We start from the raw sequence: 19,768 nt of genomic DNA, 5'->3' as shown, positions 1-19,768 counted from the left end.
CGTGCAGCTGCGGCAGCGTGCATGACCGTGACGTCAACGCCGCGCGCAACATCCTGGCCGCCGGGCTGGCGGTGACCGCCTGTGGAGACGGTGTAAGACCTCAACGGGACACCTCCCGGACGAGGCTCTCGTCGGCGAAGCAGGAAACCCAGCGAGCAAACGCTGGAACCCCCTGCCCTAGGCCGGGGGAGGAAGTCAACGGGTGAAAACTCCCATCTGCGTCGGCGCGCCGACCTCGGGGTCTTCGTCGCCGACGGGAACGTGGCGGACGCGGTAGCCGTGCTCGGCGGCGACCCGGTCCGCCCATGCGCGGAACTCCGGGCGCGTCCATTCGAAACGGTGGTCGGGGTGGCGCATCGCCCCGGGCGCCAGCCCCTCGTAGCGGACGTTGTGCTCGGCGTTCGGGGTCGTGACGACCACGACGCGGGGCGCGGCGTGGCCGAACACGACCCGCTCGACGGCGCCGAGGCGCGGCGGGTCGACGTGCTCGATGACCTCCATCAGCACGGCCGCCTCGTACCCGCGGAACCGGTCGTCGGCGTAGGTGAGCGCGCCCTGGAAGACGTCCTGCACGCGGTCGTTCTCGCGGCGCGGCTGCTTGTCCAGCCTCAGGCGGCGGGTGGCGTGGCCGAGCGCGCGGTACGAGACGTCCGACCCGGAGATCTCGCTGAAGAACTCGTCCTTGGCCAGCCGCGCCATGAGCTTGCCCGAGCCGCAGCCGAGGTCGATGACCCGGCGGGCGTCCTCGTCGTGCAGCGCCTGCACCACCGACCGCAGCCGCAGCTCCGCGAGCGAGACCGGTGCCTCCTCGGGTGCCTCCTCGGGGGCCTCCGCCCGCCCGTCCTCGGCGGCGGCCTCTTCCTCCTCGACCTCCACCGGGTCGAGCTCCTCGTCGGACGCGTCCTCGGCGTCGGCGAGACGGCCCAGCGCGGACTGCACGAGGCTGCGCCGGTTGGCCAGGTACCGGCGCGTGATGGCGCCGCGGTCGGGGTGCGCGGCCAGCCAGCCCTCCCCCGCCCGGATGAGCTTGTCGACCTCGTCGGGCGCCATCCAGTAGTGCTTGGCGTCGTCGAGGACCGGCAGCAGGACGTACAGCTGGTTGAGGGCGTCGGCGAGCCGCAGCGTCCCGGTCAGGGTGAGCGTCACGTACCGGGAGTCGCCCCACTCGGGGAAGTCGGGGTCGAGCGGCACGGGCACGGCCGACACGTCCCAGCCGAGCGGAGCGAAGAACCGCTCGGCCTGGCCGGGCCCGCCCCGGCACGGGAGGGCGGGCAGAACGATCTCCAGCGGGACGGGCGTCTCCGCCAGTTCGGGGCGCAGGTCGCAGCGTCCCCGCATGGCGGTGCGGAACACGTTCGCCATGGCCGACGCCAGGAGCGACGACGCCGCGTACGGGCGGTCGTTCACGTACTGGCCGAGAGAGAAGTCGGGCGTGCCTCTGCCGCGCGTGCGCACGAGCTGGACCGGGTCGACGTCCAGCAGCAGGGCCGCCGTGCAGCGCCCCTCCTCCGCGTCCGGGTAGAAGACGTGCGCCGTGCCGTAGGACTGCTCGAAGCGCTGCACCCGGTCCGGATGCTTGTGCAGGAGGAACCCCAGGTCGGTCGCCTGGCTCATCGTCGTGGTGATCGTCAGAAGCACGTCCCAAGTGTGGCGGAACGCACCGAACGCCCCCATCCATTTTCCGGAACGCCGGACTTAAAGGGTTTGCGCCCGGTTCGCCTGACCAGCAGAATCCGGAGCGACATGAGCAGACACCCCCGCCGGATGACCGCGCAGGAGACCGTGGCCATCCTCGAACGCGGCGACTACACCGCGCCGTCCGGCCGCACCGTCCCGATCGCGGACGACCTGGCCGAGGCCGTCCGCCGCACCGTCCTCTACCGGCCGGGCGAGCTGGACACGCTGCTGGAGAACCTTTCTCCGGCCGGCCCCGGCGCGCGCACGCGGATCGAGGTGACCGGCGAGACGACGCTCGCCGCCGCGCGACGGCTGCGCGCCCCCGGGACGACGCCGTTCGCGCTCAACTTCGCCTCCGCGAAGAACCCGGGTGGCGGCTTCCTGAACGGGGCGCACGCCCAGGAGGAGGGGCTGGCGCGCTCGTCGGGCCTGTACGAGTCACTGCGCTCGGCCAGGGAGTACTACGACTTCCACCGCGCCCAGGGAGACCTCCTCTACAGCGACCACATGATCTACTCGCCGGACGTGCCGGTGTTCCGGGACGACTCCGGGCGGCTGCTGGAGGAGCCCTACGGCGTCACGTTCCTGACGTCGCCCGCGCCGAACCGCGGCGCGATCAGGGACGCCGCCAAGGCCGAGCGGATTCCGGCGGCGCTGCGGCTGCGCGCCCGCAAGGTCCTCGCCGTGGCGCTGGCCAACGGGCACACCCGGATCGTTCTCGGCGCCTGGGGCTGCGGCGTCTTCCGCAACGACCCCGCCGAGGTCGCCGAGGTGTTCGCCGAGGCGCTGCGCCCGGCCGGAGAGTTCGCCGACCGGTTCGAGCACGTGGTCTTCGCCGTCTGGGACACCGCGAAGGGCGCCCCCCGGCACGCCGCCTTCGAGCGCGCCTTCGCCTAACCGTCCTCCTCGGGGCTGGACGCCTCCGCGGCGTAGGAGGCGATTCCCCGGACGAGCATGTCGAGGCCGAACTCGAAGCGCCCGTCGCCGCTCTCCGCGGTGAGCTCGTCCACCATGCCGGAGATCGTCGGGTAGCGGTCCTTGGGCAGGGCGGCGAAGTACTCGCGGATCTGGTCGAGGTACTTCTGGAAGTACGTCCACGGGTCGCCCGCCCCCGGGGGCGTCTTGGCGTGGTGGAGCGTGTCCTCGATGGCGTCGGCGTCGAGGAACATGCCAAGGGTGCTGACGGCCAGCCCGGCGATCCGCTTCGGGACGCCGCCGGCGCGCATGAGGGCGAGCTGCGTCTCGGCGACGTCCAGCAGGTGGGGCCCGGTGGGAATGAGCGCCATCGACACCACCGCGATGTCGCGGTGCGAGGTGTAGACGCGGCGGATCTCGCGCGCCAGCTCCTTCAGCTGCTCCTGCCAGCGCGCCGGGTCGGGGACGGGGAGCCGGATCTCGGCGGCGACCCGGTCGAGCATCAGCTCGCGCAGCTCCTCCTTGCCCGAGACGTGGGCGTAGAGGGACGCCGGACCCGTGCCGAGCTCCTGCGCGACGCGGCGCATGGTCACGGCGTCCAGCCCCTCGGCGTCCAGGACGCGGATCGCCGTGTCGACGACGAGCTCCTGCGTGAGCGGCTGGCGGGCGGGCGCGGCCCTGCGCGGCCTGCGGCCGGGCGGCGTCGGCATGTCCGGGCGTGCGGTGACCACGTCAGGACCTCCTGATCTCGCGATGCATCTTGACTATCGCGAATCGCGATATATCTTCTCTATCGGAGAGAGGATTTCTCGTACACGAACATCGTACTTGACACGAACAGCGTTCGCCCGTAGAACACTGTTCGTAAGCAACGAACACTGTTCTCCCGGAGTGACCATGACCGAAACCCTGACCTCCCCCGCCCGGGGCACCGCCGACGGCGGCTACCGCTGGCGCTGGGTCGCCCTGTTCGTGATCCTCGCCGGCGAGGTCATGGACATGCTGGACGCCCTGATCACGGCCATCGCCGCCCCCACGATCCGCGCCGAGCTCGGCGGGTCGGCGGCCACCATCCAGTGGCTCGCCGCCGCCTACACCCTCGCCATGGCCGTCGGGCTCATCACCGGCGGACGCCTCGGCGACCTCTACGGCCGCAAGCGGATGTTCCTCATCGGCGCGGCCGGCTTCACGGTCGGCTCGCTGCTGTGCGGCATCGCCGGCTCCCCCGGGATGCTGGTCGGCGCCCGCGGCATGCAGGGCCTGTTCGGCGCGCTGATGCTGCCCCAGGGCATCGGAATGATCAAGCAGATGTTCTCGGCGAAGGAGATGGGCGCCGCGTTCGCCATGTTCGGGCCGGTCATGGGGCTGTCGTCGGTCGGCGGCCCGGTGCTGGCCGGCTGGCTGATCGACGCCGACCTGTTCGGCACCGGCTGGCGGATGATCTTCCTGATCAACCTGCCGCTGGGCGCCGCCGCCGTGCTCGCCGGGCTGAGGTTCCTGCCCGAGGGGCGCGCCGAGCACGCCTCCCGGCTCGACCTCACCGGCGCGGTCCTGGCCTCCCTCGGCGCCGGGCTGCTGATCTACCCCCTCGTCCAGGGCCGCGAGCACGACTGGCCCGCCTGGACGTTCGCCATGATGGCCGCCTCCCTCGTCGTGTGGGGCGTGTTCGCCTGGTACGAGACCCGCAAGCAGCGTCTCGGCGGCGACCCGCTGATCGTGCCGAGCCTGTTCCGCAAGCGGGGCTTCACCGGCGGCCTCGTCGTCGGCCTGGTGTTCTTCTCCGGCGTCGCCGGCCTCGGCCTGGTGCTGGCGCTGTTCTTCCAGCTCGGGCTGGGCTACTCCCCGCTCAAGGCCGGCCTCGCGCAGATCCCGTGGTCGGTCGGCATCGTCATCGGCTTCGGTCTCATGCAGGCCGTGCAGGGCCTCGGCCGCAAGGTGATCCACGCGGGCGCCGTCGTCATGGCCGCCGGGATCGCCGGGCTGTACTTCACCCTCCGGTACGCCGGGACCGACGTCACCCCCTGGCAGCTCATCCCCGCGCTGACCGTCACCGGGATCGGCATGGGCCTGCTGATGGGGCCCTTCTTCGACACCGTGCTGGCGGGCGTCGAACCCGAGGAGACCGGCTCGGCGGGCGGCACGCTCACCGCCGTCCAGCAGCTCGGCAGCGCGCTCGGCGCGGCCGTCCTCGGCACGGTCTTCTTCGGGCTGCTCGGCGGGCACGTCGCGTCCGCCGCCGACGACGGCGCCGCCGCCCTGCGCCGCGACCTCGCCGCCGCGTCCGTCCCGGCCGCGCAGGGGGACCGCGTCGTGGACGGCCTGCGCGACTGCGGCCGCGACCGCGCCACCGCTAAGGACGCCGCCGCCGTGCCCGCGTCCTGCGGCCGCCTGGAAAATGCCGTCGGCGCCGCCGTCGCCGCCGCGCCGCAGTCGGCTCCCGCCGTCCAGAAGGCGGTCGCGGGGGCGGGCGAGCACGCGGCCAAGGTCGGGTTCGGCGACGCCATGAAGTTCACGCTGTGGGTCGAGGTCGGACTCCTCGGCCTGACCTTCCTCGTGACGTTCCTGCTGCCGATGCACGCCCGCCCGGAGGAGGAGACCGCCTGACGTGACGCACGGGGCCCGCGCCCAGGGGACTCCCCCGGACGCGGGCCCCGCCTCGCCGTCAGAGCTTGCTCATCACCTCGGAGGCCAGCAGCTCCACGTGCTCCAGGTCGCTCATGTCGAGGACCTGGAGGTACAGGCATTCCGCGCCCAGCTCGCCGAACTGGCCGATCTTGTCGACCAGCTCCTGCGGGGTCCCGGCCAGCCCGTTCTCGCGCAGCTCCGGCACCTTCCGCCCGATGGCGTCGGCGCGCCGCTTCAGCTCCGCCTCGTCCCGCCCGCAGCACACGACCTGCGCGGCCGAGTACACCAGCGGCCTCGTCCGGCCCGCCTCGGCGACCGCCGCGCGGACCCGGTCGAACGCGCCGCCGGTGTCCTTGACCTGGTGGAACGGGACGTTGTACTCGTCGGCGTAGCGGGCGGCCAGCCGCGGCGTCCGCTTCGCCCCCGCGCCGCCGATGATGATCGGCGGCCCGCCCGGGCGCACCGGCTTGGGCAGCGCGGGCGACTCGGTCAGGGTGTAGTGCCGCCCGCTGAAGGAGAACGTCTCGCCGGACGGCGTCCCCCACAGCCCGGTGAGGATCTGCAACTGCTCCTCAAGCCGGTCGAAGCGCTCGCCGAGGCTCGGGAACGGGATGCCGTAGGCGGCGTGCTCCTCCTCGAACCACCCCGTCCCGAGGCCCAGGTCGACGCGCCCGCCGCTCATCTGGTCGACCTGCGCGACGGAGATCGCCAGCGGCCCCGGATAGCGGAACGTTCCCGCCGTCACCAGCGTGCCGAGCCTGATCCGGCTGGTCTCCCGCGCCAGCGCGCCCAGCGTGATCCAGGAGTCCGTCGGGCCCGGCTCGCCCGAGACGTCTCCCATCTTGACGAAGTGGTCGGAACGGAAGAACGCGTCGAAGCCGAGCTCCTCGGCCGCCTTGGCGACGGCGAGCTGTGTCTCATACGTCGCCCCCTGCTGGGGCTCGGTGAAGATTCGAAGTCGCATGTCCCCATCCTCGTACGGACCGGGCGGCGGTCGCGCGGCGGGTCAGCCCCCGCCCGGCGTCACCCCGAGCGACCGACCCTCCGCACCGCCGCCGGCACCTTCGCCTTGGGCTTCTTGGCTTCCGACTTCTTCACATGCGGCTTCTTGGCCGTCGGCTTCTTCGCGTCCGGCTTCTTCGCTTCGGACTCCTTCGCGTCCGGCACCTTCGCCTTGGGCTTCTTGGCGTCCGGCTTCTTCGCCTCGGGCTTCTTCGGGGACGCCTTGGAGTGTCCTTCCTGGGCGGACGTGGCGATGCGGACGGCTGGGAACGTACGCGCCGCGTGGGCGGCGCCCCACGTCACGGTTCCGCGCAGGCGGATCCGCTGACCGGGCCTGGCCTCGTCCGACACCTTGGCCTTGATCGCACCGGTGACGGTCCCCCCGTCCCGCACGGTGCCGAGCTCGCACTCGACCGTCCACCCGGCGGCAGCGCAGTCCCTGTTCCCCGAGACGAACGCCAGCGATCTCGGCAGCCTCGTCCTGAACACCGCCTTGCCGGACTTGCCCGGCCCCTTGGCGGCCATCTTGAACGTCCACTCGTAGGTGCGCCCCGGGACGACGGCGCTCGCGGGCCCGCCCGTGCGGAGCGCCACCCCCGCGCCCTGCTTGCCGTGCTGCTTGGATTTCGGCTTCGGGCCGGGCCCGTCGGCCTGCGCTGCGGCAGGCAGGAGAACGCCTCCCAGCACCGGCGCGGCGATCGCCAGCACCATGCCCTGCACCCTCAACGTCCGGATCACTACGAACCCCCCGTGGCCTGCGGTTTTGTTGCGGTCACCGTCCGTTCTAGTGATCCGGAGGCGCGGCCGCCAACGCCGCGTCGGCGTGTCGCCACGCACGGTGACTCTTGACCGTCCGCCCCCTTACGGACGGTCAACCTCCGCAATCTCCTGCGCCACAAAGGACAAAGCCTGTTAAATCGCCAAGACCCCGACAACCCGACACATGGAGCTGACATGGCTGTCTTCGGCGTCGACTACGCGTGGGGCCGCCCCGGCGCGTCCGCGCTGGAACGCGCCGGGGCGAAGTTCGCGTGCCGTTACCTGTCGCACGACACGAGCGGCAAGAACCTGACCCGCAAGGAGGCCGACGAGCTGTCAGCCGCAGGCATCTGGCTGGTGGTCGTGTGGGAGTCGACCGCCAAGCGCCCCCTCGCCGGCCGGTCCGCCGGCGCGGCCGACGCCCGGGACGCCGCCGCCCAGGCCAGGGCGTGCGGCATGCCGGACGACCGGCCGATCTACTTCGCCGCCGACTGGGACGCCACCTCCGGGCAGCAGGACGAGATCAACGCCTACCTGGACGGCGCGGCGAGCGTCCTCGGCCGCGACCGGGTCGGCCTCTACGGCGGCTACGGCCCGGTCAAGCGCGCCTTCGACGCCAAGAAGATCACCTTCGGCTGGCAGACGTACGCCTGGTCGGGCGGCAAATGGGACCCCCGCGCCCAGCTCCGGCAGTACTCCAACGACCACACGATCAACGGCGTCGGCGTCGACTACGACCGCGCCGTCAAGAGCGACTACGGGCAGTGGCGCGTCGGCGTCTCGCCCGAGGGAGAGGACGACATGCCCGACTACGTGTCCGTCGGCACCGGTGGCGACCACCAGGAGCTTCCTCCCGGCAAGTGGACCGAGGTCACCTGGAGCAAGGAGTACTCCGACAAGGAGCACCAGCACGGCGACTCGGGCGGCCCCGGCCTGCTGACCGGCTCGGCCCGCTACAGCGTGTCGGTGAGCGCGACGCTCAGCGGCGTCCCCGCGGGCACGCTCATCCAGGCCCGCGTGGTCGAGATGGCGGACGGCGACTCCTCCAGCCTGCAGATCGGCCCCGTCCAGGACTTCATCTCCGTCGGCGAACCCACCAACCTCCTCTACGGCCTCGCCGCCGACACCGTCGAGGCGGGCAAGCGCGTGCGCTTCCAGCTCCTCCACCAGGGCGCCGCCGCCGCGACGATCGCCAAGGCCAGCGCCAAGGTCTTCTTCTGGCGGTGACTCAGAAGTCGTCGTTGATGTAGGGCGCCAGCGGGACGGCCAGCGCGGCCTCCAGGCGCGCGGCCGCACCCGGCGTGTGCTCGGTGACGGCACCGATCCGGACCAGGGTGACCGGGCTCTGGCCGCCCAGGTAGACGGCCGCGAGATCGGCGGCGCTGAGGCTGAGGTCCGGTGGCCCGGAGGCCGGTTCGCAGGCAGGCGTCGGCCCGGTCGTGAGGCGCCAGCGGCCGGCGTTCGCCGGGATGCGCGGGTCCTCGATCTCCAGGACGAAGGCGTCCTCGGCGGCCCAGGAGCGGGCGCGAAGAGCGGCCGGCACGTCGATCAACCGCAGCCAGAGGGCGCCGAAGTCCCTCGTGACGTTGACCCGGTCGGGGTCGGCGACCATGTGCGGCAGCAGGTCGTCCACCGGACGGCCCAGCGCCTCGATGCGGGACGTCAGGTCGATCGACGCCAGGAACTTCCAGAGCGCGGCCTCCGCCTGCGGGGTGTCGGCGACGAGGTCGACCACCCGGACCGTCCCCTCGCGGACCCGGTAGACCACGTAGCCGGCGGGATGGACGACGATGCGCGGCGCGGTGTAGCCGGGTGACTCCCGGTCGACCGGCCGCAGGATCGCCTTGGCCCACCACTCGGGATCGCGCACGAGCCCGCCCGGGCGCAGCGATCGCCGGTGGATCGGATCGACCAGCTCGGGCGCGGACGCGGCGTCGACGAGCCGCAGCGGCCGGTCGTCCGGGGTCGCGCGGAACTCCAGCGGACGCGACGTGGTCACTTCCAGGTCGATCGCCCGCGTGGCCAGCCCGAAACCGTACCGGCCGTAGATGGCGCCCTGCGACGCCCAGAGCGCGGCCACCGGACGCCCCGCCGCGATGGCGTCGGCGTCCATCCGGTCCATCATGGACGTCAGGATTCCCCGGCGCCGATGCGTGGGCAGCACCCCGACGAACGTGACCGCCGAGCAGTCGAGCAGAGCGCCCGGGACCGCGAGCCGCATCGGCATGGCCGCGAGCTGCCCGACCCTCGTGTCGCCGTCATAGGCGCCGATCCGCTCGGCACGGGTGAGCGGCCACCCCTCCCGGTCGCGGTCGCCGTCCTCCATGGGCAGGTGGAACACCATCCCGGCGAAGTCGACCATGAGCGCGGCGTCGGCCTCCGGCACGTCCCTGATCTCGATCACACGTCCACGCTAACCGGCCCCGCAACCCATTTTCCGAGGTCAGCCACGGCTTTCGGGGTGGGTGTCAGGCGACTCCGCCGAGCCGCTTGACCAGGAACCGCGCGGGATCGACCACTTCATGGCGGGTCCCCTGGTCGTCGATGTAGTGGTACCGATCGAGGTAGCGGCAGCCGGTCTCCTGGTAGCCGAGTCGCAGGTAGAGAGCAGCCGCACGCTCGTTGTCGTCGTCCACGCCCAGACCGATCTGGTCGTGTCCGCGTTGGCGGACGAGGGCTTCGGCCGCGTCGATGATGGCGCTCCCGATGCCCTGGGACCGCAGTTCGGGCGGCCAGACGCCCAGACCGTTGAGCTCGGGGCAATCCGGATGCCGCTGCCTCACTTCGGGAGCGGCGCAGCCGTGCCACAGGATCTGCCCCGTCCCGACGGGAACGGCCTCGGCCCAGGCGACCAGGAACGTGGTGAGACCGCGCTGTTGCTGCTCGAACCGTGCCGCATGCCTCCTCGTCCGCCCAGGCGAGGGGATGCGGGACTCCAGCAGCTCAAGGTCATCTTCCCTGCACTCTCGGATGGTGACCATCTGCCAAGCCCTTTCCAAACATCGCCCTCACAAGACCGCCCCCGCCTGCCGGCCCCCCCGAATACGGGGGACGTCTCGTCATACCAGACGGACTGTGCCGGCGCTCTCGCTCAAACCCCCTCCCCCTGCTGAACCCTCCCGGCTCATTGCCGGGCTGTCAGCAACCCCACGAGAGCGACCTCCGCGCCGGTGATGTCGGCGGCCTCAGCGATCGGGTCGCCCCAGTGCGTCCAGAATCAGTCGCGGTCCTCGTCCGTAGGCCGCGGCTCGCAGGTGATCCGCACGGCCCGCGGCGGCGAGACCCCCACGGCGGTCGTCACGGTGATCTCCGGGGCGCCGATGTCCACTGTGTAGCCGCGGACGCCCATGCGTCGGGCGAGCGCCGAGAGTTGCGGGTGCAACTCCATGCCGAGCAACCGCACGATCTTCACGGCGACCTCGTCCACCGCGCCGGTCGGCCCCAGGTCGAGCCCCGAGTCCCAGACGAACCGCCCCCGCAGCGCATCGACCGACCGGGAGCCCCCCGCCTTGGCCTTCATGACGAGGCTGGCGCTGTGCTGGACACCCCGGACGCCGCGCTCCTCCAGCGCCTTACCCAGCGCCAGGAGGGCGTGCTCGCAGTCGGCGGCGTCCTGCTGGGACAGCAGGTTCCGCAGCGCGTCACAGGAACCGGCGCCAAGGATGATCGCTTTCGCCTCGGCCCCCTCCCGGACGGCACGGTACGGGAGAACGGCATGTCACTGCCCTCGATCCTCCAGCCGGGGAATTCGTCGCGCAGCGCGGCGAGGCTTGCTGCCGGATCCGCGGGTGTCGCTGGCGTGGGTACCTCGCTCATAGCCGAGCCTCGTTTCCGGTCAGGCCCGGGAACCTCCGGTGTGCGGGCACCGGCCCAGGCCGTCATTGGTCGGTCCAGGTCAGCTCGGCCCACATGGTCTGCCCGTCGACGTCGGCGTCGTGGCCCACCTTGTCGGCCAGGGAGTAGACGATGAGCAGGCCGCGGCCGTGGTCGTCCTCGTCCCCAGGGATGCACGGGGCTGGACGCCACTGCCTGCCGTCGCCGGAGTCGTGGACGGCGATGCGGGCGCGGCCGCGCGCCACCTTCACGATCACGGTGACCTCGCCGCCGTCGCCGCTGGGCGTGTGCCGCAGGCTGTTGGCGACGAGTTCGGCTGTGATGAGTTCGGCGTTTGCAAGCGGTGCGCACAGGTTGTCAAGCTGTGTCCGAGCATTCGCACCCAGCGATCGGAGGCGCCGTGAACCAGCCCGCCTACCAGCGCATAGCCGATGATCTACGGCGCCAGATCATCGACGGCACGCTCGCGCCGGGCGACCGCGTTCCCTCGCGGGCGCGGCTCCGCGAGCTCTACCAGGTCTCCGATCAGGTCGCCCTCGGCGCCGTCCGGCTACTCACCACAGAGGGCTTCCTCGAAGCACGGTCCGGCTCGGGCACGTACGTGCGGCGCAAGCCGGAGCTCAAGCGCCTCGCCCGGTCCTGGTACGGCTCCTCCGGCCGGGACGGGTCGCCGTTCCGCACGGAGATGCAGCGACAGGGCCGCGCCGGCACGTGGCGCGTCGCATCGGAGACCGGTGCCGCGAGCGCAGCCGTGGCCGAGCGGCTCGACATCGCCGCAGGCGACCCGGTCGTGACGAGCCGCTACACCTTTCTGGCCGATGAGCAACCCGTGATGCTGTCCACGAGCTGGGAGCCGCTCGACCTGACACGCGGGACGCCGGTGCTGTTCCCCGAGGAGGGGCCGCACGCCGGTGCCGGAGTGGTCGCACGGATGAGGGCGATCGGGCAGCACATCCAGTCGGTGCAGGAGGTCGTGACAGCGCGGCCTGTGCTGCAGTCGGAGGCGGAGCCCCTCGGCGAGGCGCTCGGGTCCGTGGTCATGGTGATCCAGCGGACCTACCGCACGGCGGAGCGGGCGGTGGAGACGGCCGACATCGTGGTGCCCACGGACCGGTACGAGGTGGAGTACGTCCTGCCGGTGGAATGACCACCGCCCGCCGACCAGCGGTCAGCGGGCGGGGACGTGCGGAATCAGTGCGTCGAGAACCCGGGGTGTGGTCAGCCTCTCACCAGGGTCGCGAGGCACTCGACGTGGTGGGTCATGGGGAAGGCGTCGAAGGCGCGGAAGGTCTCCAGGGTCCAGCCGCGTTCGCTGAAGTAGGCGAGGTCGCGGGCGAGGGTGGCCGGGTCGCAGGAGACGTAGGCGATCTTGCGGCCGGCGAGGCGGGTGATGTGGTCGACGACCTCGCGGCCCGCGCCGGTGCGGGGCGGGTCGAGGACGACCAGGTCGGCCTTGCGGACCCGGGAACCGCCGTGGTGGCCCGTGCCGCGCTTGTTCTGCGTGCGGGAGCCCGAGGACGCGCGGCCGAACTCCAGGTCGGCGATGACCTCCTCGACGGGGCCGCGCTCGATCGAGACGTTCGAGAGGTCGCGCAGGTTGTAGCGGGCGTCGCGGACGGCCTGGCCGTCCGACTCGACGCCGACGACGAGGCCCTCGTCGCCGACGCGGTCGGCGAGGACGCCGGCGAACAGGCCGACGCCGCAGTACAGGTCGAGGGCGATGTCGCCGGGCTTCGGTTCGAGGGCGTCCAGGACGGCGTCGGCGAGCAGCTGCGCCGCGCCCGGGTGCACCTGCCAGAAGCCGCTGCCGCTGACCTGGTAGAGCCGCCCGGAGACCTCTTCACGCACGTACGGGAGCCCGGCGCCGGGTTCGGGCTTGCCGCGCACGAGCCGGACCGGCACGTCCAGCCGCGGGACGCGGATCTTGCGGCGGTCGCGGCCGCGCAGCACGACGAGGCGGTCGCCCGTGCTCGCCGAGACCACGCCCTCGACGCCGGACGCGCCCGGCCAGCGCTTGCGCTCGATGCCCATGAGCTCCACGCCGGGGTGGGCGATCAGGCACTCGTCCACGGGCTCGATGTCGTGCGACCGGTGCTTGCGCAGGCCGACGACGCCGGAGGAGACCGAGAACTGGACGCGGGTGCGCCAGCCGAGCCCCGGCGGCGGCACCACCTCGCCGTCGACCGGGTACGGGACCTCCTCGACGACGACCGTGCGGGTGATCCCAGCGAGCCGCTCCAGCTGCTCCTGGACGACCGCGGCCTTCAGCGCCCGCTGGGCGGGCAGGGAGGCGTGCTGCCAGTCGCAGCCGCCGCACCGTCCGGGGCCGGCGAACGGGCAGGGCGCCTGCACGCGGTCGGGCGACGCCTCGATGATCTCCACGGCGTCGGCGCGGAGGAAGTTCTTGGTGCGGTCGGTGACGCGGGCCCTCACCCGTTCGCCGGGCAGGGCGTGCCGGACGAAGACCACGCGCCCCTCGTGCCGGGCGACGCAGAAACCGCCGTTGGCGACGTTGCCGACCTCCAGTTCGAGGACGTCGGGTTCGAGTTCAGTCACGGTCCGAAACACTACCGGCACCGGGGCGTGCCCCGGTCCGCGGCGGGCGCCGGGACGAGCCGGGGCCCGGGGGCTCCTTGCGCCCCTTGAGCCGGTCGGAGGACTGCAGCTGCCACGCGACGCTCGTCACCATCACGCCCGGCTGGAACAGCAGCCGCCCCTTCAGCCGCAGCGCGCTCTGGTTGTGCAGGAGGTGCTCCCACCAGTGGCCGACGACGTACTCGGGGATGAACACGGTGACGACGTCGCGGGGGCTCTTGCGCCGGACGCTCTTGACGTAGGACAGGACCGGGCGCGTGATCTCCCGGTACGGCGAGTCGAGGATCTTCAGCGGGACGGGGATGTCGAGGGCGTCCCACTCCTGCTGGAGGCGCTGCGACTCCTCGGCGTCCACCGCCACCGTCACCGCCTCCAGCGTGGAGGGGCGGGTGGCGCGGGCGTAGGCCAGGGCCCGCAGCGTCGGCTTGTGGATCTTGGAGACGAGCACGATGCCGTGGTTGCGGGCGGGCAGCGCGACGTCCTCGCCGGAGGGAACCAGCTCGGCGGCGACCCGGTCGTAGTGCCGCCTGATGCCCTTCATCAGCAGGTAGAGCAGCGGCATCGCGATGCAGACGATGTAGGCGCCCAGCGCGAACTTGGTGATCAGGACGACGACCAGGACGATGCCGGTGAGGGTGGCGCCGAAGGCGTTGATCCCGCGGGAGGTGCGCATCCGGCGGCGCTGCGCCGGGTCCGGCTCGGTGGCCAGGAGCCGGTTCCAGTGGCGGACCATGCCGACCTGGCTGACGGTGAACGACACGAAGACGCCGACGGTGTACAGCGGGATCAGCCGGCTGACGGACGCGTCGTAGGCGTAGATCAGCAGCCCGGCCATGGTGGCCAGGATGATGATGCCGTTGCTGTAGGCGAGGCGGTCGCCGCGGGTGTGGAGCTGGCGCGGCAGGTAGCGGTTCTGCGCGAGCACCGAGCCGAGCACCGGGAACCCGTTGAACGCGGTGTTGGCGGCGAGGAACAGGATCAGCGCGGTCATCGCGGTGACCAGCGCGAACCCGGGGGTGAAGTTGCTGAACACCGTGTGCGCGACCTGCGCGATCACCGGGTCGGCGTCGGTCACGGGCCTGCCGGTGGACGGGTCGATCAGCTGGCTGCCCTGGTCGGGCTCGGCGAACTTGGCGTCGGTGATGTAGGCGAACGCGGTCACGCCGCCGAACAGCGTCATCGCGACGAGCCCGAGCATCAGCAGGGTCGTGGCGGCGTTCTCGCCCTTGGGCTTCTTGAACGCGGGCACGCCGTTGCTGATCGCCTCGACCCCGGTCAGCGCGGCGCAGCCCGAGGAGAAGGCCCGCAGCAGCAGGAACACCAGGGCGAACCCGGCGATGCCCATCTCGTCGCCGCGGACCTCGTAGTGCGCCGTCTCGGCCTGCAGGTGGGTGCCCGAGACCAGCCGGACCAGGCCCCACGCCAGCATGCCGAAGACCGCGAACATGAACAGGTAGGTGGGGATCGCGAAGGCGACCCCGGCCTCCTTGAGGCCGCGCAGGTTCCCGAGGGTGAGCAGCACGACGATGACGATCGCGACGACGACCTCGTGCGGCTGCATGAACTTCAGCAGCGCGCCGAGGTTCTCGACCCCCGACGACACCGACACCGCCACGGTGAGGACGTAGTCGACCAGCAGCGCGCTGGCCACCACGACGCCCCAGTTGCCGCCGAGGTTGGTGGTGGCGACCTCGAAGTCGCCGCCGCCGCTCTGGTAGGCCCGGACGTTCTGCCGGTAGGAGGCGACCACGGTCAGCAGGATGATCACGACGGCCGCGGCGATCCACGGGGTGTAGTGGTACATCACGAGACCGCCCGCGCCGAGCGCGAGCAGGATCTCCTGCGGAGCGTAGGCGACCGACGACAGCGCGTCGCTCGCGAAAACGGGCAGCGCGATGCGCTTCTTCAGCAGCTGCTCGCTCTGCTGGGCGCTGCTGAGCGCGCGGCCGAGGAGGAGCCGCTTCGCGAGGTCGGGAACCTTTGACACGCAACGAGACTCTAGCCCCTGCGGACCGCTGCGCAGCGCCCGGCCGCCACCCGTTCCGCGGGCGCCTCGCCGCCCCGGCGGATAGCTGGTTGAGTAGTACTCGCCTGGGCGGATGTGTAGGTTTGCAGCCCGCAGGGATCATTCACAGGAAACGGTCCTCGGGTGCGGCGCGGTGTCGGCGGCGAATGCCGTGCCCGGCGCGGGGGGTAGAGGGGGAGCGTCCCCCTATGGAAGAGGGAACGGCCGTGCATATCGTGATCATGGGATGCGGGCGGGTCGGCTCGACGCTCGCCCACATCCTGGAGGACAAGGGTCACTCGGTGGCCATCATCGACCAGAGCCCGGAGGCGTTCCGCCGGCTGCGCAGCGGGTTCCGGGGCCGCCGCATCACCGGGTTCGGGTTCGACCGGGAGGTCATCGCCGAGGCGGGCATCGAGCGCGCGTCGGCGTTCGTGGCCGTCAGCAGCGGCGACAACTCCAACATCATCTCCGCGCGCGTCGCGCGCGAGACGTTCGGGGTCGACAACGTGGTGGCCCGGATCTACGACCCGCGCCGGGCGGAGGTCTACCAGCGCCTCGGCATCCCCACGGTCGCGACCGTGCGGTGGACGGCCGACCAGATCCTGCGCCGCCTGCTCCCCGAGGGCGCCGAGCCGCTGTGGCGCGACCCGACGGGCGCGGTCGTCCTCGCCGAGCTGGACTCCGGCCACCTGTGGGTGGGAGAGAAGGTCGGCGAGCTGGAGGAGCACGCGGGGACCCGGGTGGCGTTCCTGTCCCGGATGGGCGAGGCGCTCGTCCCCGAGCGGGACACGGTGATCCAGGACGGCGACATCGTGCACATCATGGCGGGGGCCGACGACCTGGAGCGGGTCAACGCCGCGGTCGCGGCGCGGAACGGGGAGGACGCGTGATGCGGGTCGCGATCGCCGGGGCCGGCGCGGTGGGCCGGTCCATCGCCCAGGAGCTGCTGGAGAACGGGCACGAGGTTCTCCTGATCGACAAGAACCCCAAGGCCATCAAGGTGGAGATGGTGCCGCGCGCGGAGTGGCTGCTGGCCGACGCGTGCGAGATCGCCGCGCTGGACGACGCGGCGCTGGAGCGCTGCCAGGTGGTGGTCGCCTCCTCCGGCGACGACAAGGTCAACCTGGTGGTGTCGCTGCTGGCCAAGACCGAGTACGGGGTTCCGCGCGTGGTGGCGCGGATCAACCACCCGAACAACGAGTGGCTGTTCAACGAGTCGTGGGGCGTGGACGTGGCGGTCTCCACGCCGCGGCTGCTGTCGGCGCTGGTGGAGGAGGCCGTCAGCGTCGGCGACCTCGTCCGGCTGATGACGTTCCGGCAGGGCGAGGCCAACCTGGTGGAGCTGACGCTGCCCGAGGACGCGCCCCTCGGCGGCGAGCGCGTCGGATCGGTGGCCTGGCCGCGCGACACCGCCCTGGTGGCGATCCTGCGCGAGGGCCGGGTGCTGGTCCCCACCGCCGACGACACCCTGGAGCCGGGCGACGAGCTGATGTTCGTGGCCAGCCAGGACGTCGAGGACGAACTCGCCGAACTCCTCGGCGGACGGTAGAGCTACGCGGGTTCTTGGCCCTTGGCTGGGCCCCCGGGGGTGATGGGGGTTCGGCCGCGGGCGAGGAGCCAGGCCATGGCGGCCAGCGCGGCGACCTGGAGCGGCCAGCCCATCGCGATCTTGGCGGTGCCGAGCAGGCCGCTCTGGTCGCCGTCCGCGAGGTAGATCGGGTACTGGACGGCGACGCGCACGATGCAGGGCAGCACGAGCAGCCAGGTGAGCCGGGAGCACAGCCGGACGATCCCGGGGTCGGCCCGCCAGGCGGTCGGGTCGCCGGTGACCGAGCCGATGATGAAGCCGACGACCGGCCAGCGCACCGCGATCGAGAAGATCATCGCGGCGGCGTAGCCGGCGTTCAGCATGATGCCGGGCAGGAAGGCGTTCTCGGCCTTGCCCGAGCGCAGCGCGAAGAACGCCGCGATGGCGATGCCGAACAGGCTGTTCAGGACGAACTGCGGGCTGGAGCGCTGCGCGAGCCGGACCAGCAGGAGCAGCACCGCGGCGCCGACCCCGGCGCCGACGGCGAGCTTGACGTCCTTCGCGGCGACGTAGGTCGCGGTGAAGGCGATCGTCGGCACCGCCGCCTCGACCATGCCGCGCACGCCGCCGAGCGCCTTGTTGAGCTGGGCGCGGACGGCCGCCTCGACGGTGTCGTGCGCGGCGGTCTCCCGCGCGGTGCCCGTTTCCGTTTCGCTCACGTCGCTCTCCCGGCGGCTCGCCGCGGCCTCACGCGCCGCCGCGCAACTCGTATCGCGGATTGAACATGACCTTGCGCCCGTCCTGCTCGCTCACCAGTCCCTCGGCGCGCAGCCGGCGCCCCGGGTCGATCCCGGCGATCTTGCGGCGGCCGAGCCAGACCAGGTTGATCACGTCGGTGCCGTCGTAGAGCTCGGCCTCCAGGGCGGGGGCGCCGCCCCGCGGACGGAGTGTCACCGTACGTAGCGTACCCGCCACGCAGTGCCGCTTGCGCGCGGCGCAGTCGGTGATCGGCGTCGCGCCCTCGTCGCCGGTGGTCCTCTGCAGCTCCTCGGCCTCGAGCTCGGCCTTGGTGGACGCCATGCGCCGCAGGAAGCGCCGAAGCCCGCCCTTGCCGCGCTCGCGCCCGCCGGGCCCCGCCCCGGGCGGAGTGCTGGCCGAAACCTCGTCCATACCTCGAAGCGTATGGCATCCCCGGACGAAGCGGACCCCTTGCCCCGCCGCCGAATCCAGGCCGACCCATTGTGGAATGAAGCGTTCCGTTCTGCTATTATCGGAACAGAGCATTCCGCTCCGCGACGGAAGGACGGACCATGACCGCCACCCTCGAAATCCCGGCCCCCGCGGCCGGGACGACGCGCCCCGGCGACGGCGCGGCGCCCGCCCCGCGCCGCTGGCTCGGCCTGTCGGCGATCCTGGCCGCCACGCTGCTGAACCTGCTCGACTCCACCGTGGTGAACGTGGCCGCGCCCGCGATCCGCGCGGACCTCGGGGGCTCGTTCTCCGCGCTGCAGTGGACGGCCGCCGGCTACACGCTCGCCCTCGCGGTGGCGCTGCTGACCGGCGGTCGGCTCGGCGACATGTTCGGGCGGCGGCCCGTCCTGCTGGCGGGCGCGGCCGCGTTCACGGTGATGTCGGCGGCCTGCGCGTTCGCCTGGTCGCCGGAGAGCCTGATCGCCGCCCGGGTCGCGCAGGGCCTGTGCGCCGCGGTGATGATCCCGCAGGGCTTCGGGCTGATCCGCGACCTGTTCGGCACCGACACCGGCAAGGCGTTCGCCCTGTTCGGGCCGGTGATCGGCCTGGCCACGATCCTCGGCCCGGTGGTGGCCGGCCTGCTGATCGACGCCGACCTGTTCGGCACCGGCTGGCGCGCGATCTTCCTGGTGAACGTGCCGGTCGGCGTCTACGCGCTGGTCGTGGGCGCCCGGGCGCTGCCCGCGCCGGTGTCGGCCGACCGCTCGGGCGGCCTGGACGCGGGCGGCATGCTGCTCGGCGGCCTCGGGATGAGCATGCTGGTCCACCCGCTCGTCCAGGGCCGCGAGCTGGGCTGGCCCGCCTGGTCGCTCGCGCTGCTCGCCGGCTCGGTCCCGGTCCTCGCCCTGTTCGTCCTGCACCAGCTGCGCCGCACCCGCCGGGGGCGGACCCCGCTGCTCCGGCTGAGCGTGTTCGCCAACCGGGCCTTCGGCTCCGGCGTCCTGTTCGTCGTCGTCTTCTTCGGCGCGATCGCCGGGTTCTCCCTCGCCACCGGCCTGTTCCTCCAGCTCGGCCTCGGCTACACGCCGCTGGCCGCGAGCCTGGCGATGTCGTCCTGGGCGGTCGGGGCGTTCGCCGGGTCGGCGTTCAGCGGCATGACGATGGCCAGGCTGGGCCGCAGGATCCTGCACCTCGGCCTGGTGCTCATGGTCGCCGGGCTGGCCGCGCTCTACGCGGTGTTCGAGGCCGCCGGGACGGGCGTCGGCGGCTGGCACCTGGCCGCGCCGCTGCTGCTGTTCGGCGCCGGCATGGGCATGATCTTCGTCCCGCTGTTCGACGTGATCGTGGCGGGCATCGCCGACCACGAGGTGGGCTCGGGCTCGGCCGCGCTGGAGTCGGTCCAGCAGCTCGGCGCGTCGCTCGGCGTCGCGGTGCTCGGCACGGTCTTCTTCGGGGCGGTCGGCGCGCCGGTGGCCGGGCGGTTCGCCGCGCCGGCCGCGCTGGAGGCCGCGAAGCAGGTCACCGCCCTGACCGCCGGGCTCACCGTCGCCGCGTTCCTGGTCGCCTTCCTCCTCCCCCGCAGCGCCCGCGCGCACTGACCCCTCCCCCGGGCGGGGCCGCCGCCGCCGCGCCGG

Annotated in this window: 19 protein-coding genes and 1 pseudogene; 8 read left to right on the top strand and 12 right to left on the bottom strand. The window is 72.3% G+C overall.

Annotation, left to right across the window (positions count from 1 at the left end; all coding sequences use genetic code 11):
• Positions 1–206 (top strand): annotated as a pseudogene (locus AB0C69_RS18550) (hypothetical protein); the annotation flags it as partial.
• Here the strand turns inward: AB0C69_RS18550 and AB0C69_RS18545 are convergent.
• Complete coding sequence (locus AB0C69_RS18545) at positions 196–1,638, bottom strand: 3' terminal RNA ribose 2'-O-methyltransferase Hen1 (RefSeq protein WP_360354870.1); 1,443 nt, start codon at positions 1,636–1,638, stop codon at positions 196–198. The pseudogene AB0C69_RS18550 and the gene AB0C69_RS18545 sit on opposite strands and share 11 nt — an antisense overlap.
• Positions 1,639–1,743: 105 nt before the next feature.
• Here AB0C69_RS18545 and AB0C69_RS18540 point away from each other — a divergent pair, with 105 nt between their 5' ends.
• On the top strand, positions 1,744–2,574 hold the full coding sequence (locus tag AB0C69_RS18540) for a TIGR02452 family protein (RefSeq protein WP_360354867.1): 831 nt from the start codon (positions 1,744–1,746) through the stop codon (positions 2,572–2,574).
• Here AB0C69_RS18540 and AB0C69_RS18535 read toward each other — a convergent pair.
• A complete protein-coding gene (locus tag AB0C69_RS18535) occupies positions 2,571–3,323 on the bottom strand; it encodes a TetR/AcrR family transcriptional regulator C-terminal domain-containing protein (protein WP_360354864.1) in 753 nt (250 codons plus the stop codon). The two genes, AB0C69_RS18540 and AB0C69_RS18535, sit on opposite strands and share 4 nt — an antisense overlap.
• Positions 3,324–3,489: 166 nt before the next feature.
• On the opposite strand from AB0C69_RS18535, the gene AB0C69_RS18530 reads away from it, so the two are divergent.
• The gene (locus AB0C69_RS18530; protein ID WP_360354861.1) at positions 3,490–5,196 is read left to right on the top strand and encodes an MFS transporter; all 1,707 of its coding nucleotides are present in this window, start codon (positions 3,490–3,492) and stop codon (positions 5,194–5,196) included.
• Positions 5,197–5,254: 58 nt separating this feature from the next.
• On the opposite strand, the gene AB0C69_RS18525 is transcribed toward AB0C69_RS18530, so the two are convergent.
• On the bottom strand, positions 5,255–6,181 hold the full coding sequence (locus tag AB0C69_RS18525; RefSeq protein ID WP_345184853.1) for an LLM class F420-dependent oxidoreductase: 927 nt from the start codon (positions 6,179–6,181) through the stop codon (positions 5,255–5,257).
• Positions 6,182–6,240: 59 nt separating this feature from the next.
• Positions 6,241–6,930 carry a hypothetical protein gene (locus AB0C69_RS18520; RefSeq protein WP_360354858.1) on the bottom strand — a complete coding sequence of 230 codons (690 nt, stop codon included), beginning with the start codon at positions 6,928–6,930 and terminating at the stop codon, positions 6,241–6,243.
• 243 nt (positions 6,931–7,173) lie between these two features.
• Between AB0C69_RS18520 and AB0C69_RS18515 the strand changes: the two genes are divergently transcribed.
• Positions 7,174–8,205 (top strand): glycoside hydrolase domain-containing protein, encoded by a 1,032-nt coding sequence (locus AB0C69_RS18515; protein ID WP_345184848.1) that lies wholly within the window; start codon positions 7,174–7,176, stop codon positions 8,203–8,205.
• 1 nt (position 8,206) lies between these two features.
• On the opposite strand, the gene AB0C69_RS18510 is transcribed toward AB0C69_RS18515, so the two are convergent.
• The 4 genes from AB0C69_RS18510 to AB0C69_RS18495 form a co-directional block, all read right to left on the bottom strand.
• Positions 8,207–9,382 (bottom strand): GNAT family N-acetyltransferase, encoded by a 1,176-nt coding sequence (locus tag AB0C69_RS18510; RefSeq protein WP_360354854.1) that lies wholly within the window; start codon positions 9,380–9,382, stop codon positions 8,207–8,209.
• 64 nt (positions 9,383–9,446) lie between these two features.
• Positions 9,447–9,959 carry a GNAT family N-acetyltransferase gene (locus AB0C69_RS18505; protein ID WP_360354852.1) on the bottom strand — a complete coding sequence of 171 codons (513 nt, stop codon included), beginning with the start codon at positions 9,957–9,959 and terminating at the stop codon, positions 9,447–9,449.
• 236 nt (positions 9,960–10,195) lie between these two features.
• On the bottom strand, positions 10,196–10,498 hold the full coding sequence (locus AB0C69_RS18500; RefSeq protein WP_360354849.1) for a hypothetical protein: 303 nt from the start codon (positions 10,496–10,498) through the stop codon (positions 10,196–10,198).
• Between the two features lie 358 nt (positions 10,499–10,856).
• Positions 10,857–11,165, bottom strand: a complete 309-nt coding sequence (locus tag AB0C69_RS18495; RefSeq protein WP_360354876.1) for an ATP-binding protein — start codon at positions 11,163–11,165, stop codon at positions 10,857–10,859.
• Positions 11,166–11,212: 47 nt separating this feature from the next.
• On the opposite strand from AB0C69_RS18495, the gene AB0C69_RS18490 reads away from it, so the two are divergent.
• Positions 11,213–11,959: a GntR family transcriptional regulator gene (locus AB0C69_RS18490; RefSeq protein WP_360354847.1), complete on the top strand. Its 747-nt coding sequence runs from the start codon at positions 11,213–11,215 to the stop codon at positions 11,957–11,959.
• Positions 11,960–12,030: 71 nt separating this feature from the next.
• Here the strand turns inward: AB0C69_RS18490 and AB0C69_RS18485 are convergent, their stop codons facing one another.
• Both AB0C69_RS18485 and AB0C69_RS18480 read right to left on the bottom strand, forming a co-directional pair.
• Complete coding sequence (locus AB0C69_RS18485) at positions 12,031–13,368, bottom strand: class I SAM-dependent RNA methyltransferase (RefSeq protein WP_345184826.1); 1,338 nt, start codon at positions 13,366–13,368, stop codon at positions 12,031–12,033.
• Entirely contained in the window at positions 13,361–15,394 is a 2,034-nt protein-coding gene (locus tag AB0C69_RS18480; protein WP_345184824.1) for an APC family permease, read from the bottom strand. Before AB0C69_RS18480 ends, AB0C69_RS18485 begins: the two co-directional genes overlap by 8 nt.
• Positions 15,395–15,639: 245 nt before the next feature.
• Between AB0C69_RS18480 and AB0C69_RS18475 the strand changes: the two genes are divergently transcribed.
• Together AB0C69_RS18475 and AB0C69_RS18470 are read left to right on the top strand one after the other, a co-directional pair.
• Positions 15,640–16,305, top strand: coding sequence for a TrkA family potassium uptake protein (locus tag AB0C69_RS18475; RefSeq protein WP_179836369.1), 666 nt, complete (start codon positions 15,640–15,642; stop codon positions 16,303–16,305).
• Positions 16,305–16,964, top strand: coding sequence for an NAD-binding protein (locus tag AB0C69_RS18470; protein ID WP_353834214.1), 660 nt, complete (start codon positions 16,305–16,307; stop codon positions 16,962–16,964). Before AB0C69_RS18475 ends, AB0C69_RS18470 begins: the two co-directional genes overlap by 1 nt.
• 2 nt (positions 16,965–16,966) lie before the next feature.
• Here AB0C69_RS18470 and AB0C69_RS18465 read toward each other — a convergent pair whose 3' ends face one another.
• Both AB0C69_RS18465 and AB0C69_RS18460 read right to left on the bottom strand, forming a co-directional pair.
• Positions 16,967–17,662: a DUF3159 domain-containing protein gene (locus AB0C69_RS18465; RefSeq protein WP_360354841.1), complete on the bottom strand. Its 696-nt coding sequence runs from the start codon at positions 17,660–17,662 to the stop codon at positions 16,967–16,969.
• A 28-nt stretch (positions 17,663–17,690) separates the two neighbouring features.
• A complete protein-coding gene (locus AB0C69_RS18460) occupies positions 17,691–18,023 on the bottom strand; it encodes an OB-fold nucleic acid binding domain-containing protein (protein ID WP_360354873.1) in 333 nt (110 codons plus the stop codon).
• Between the two features lie 230 nt (positions 18,024–18,253).
• On the opposite strand from AB0C69_RS18460, the gene AB0C69_RS18455 reads away from it, so the two are divergent.
• Positions 18,254–19,732, top strand: a complete 1,479-nt coding sequence (locus AB0C69_RS18455; RefSeq protein ID WP_360354839.1) for an MFS transporter — start codon at positions 18,254–18,256, stop codon at positions 19,730–19,732.
• Positions 19,733–19,768: the final 36 nt, after the last annotated feature.

The sequence above is a fragment of the Actinomadura sp. NPDC048032 genome (genome assembly GCF_040653175.1).
Classification (GTDB): domain Bacteria; phylum Actinomycetota; class Actinomycetes; order Streptosporangiales; family Streptosporangiaceae; genus Spirillospora; species Spirillospora verrucosospora.
Note: the sequence above shows the minus strand (reverse complement) of the source record. Positions and strands in the feature narration are given on the sequence as shown.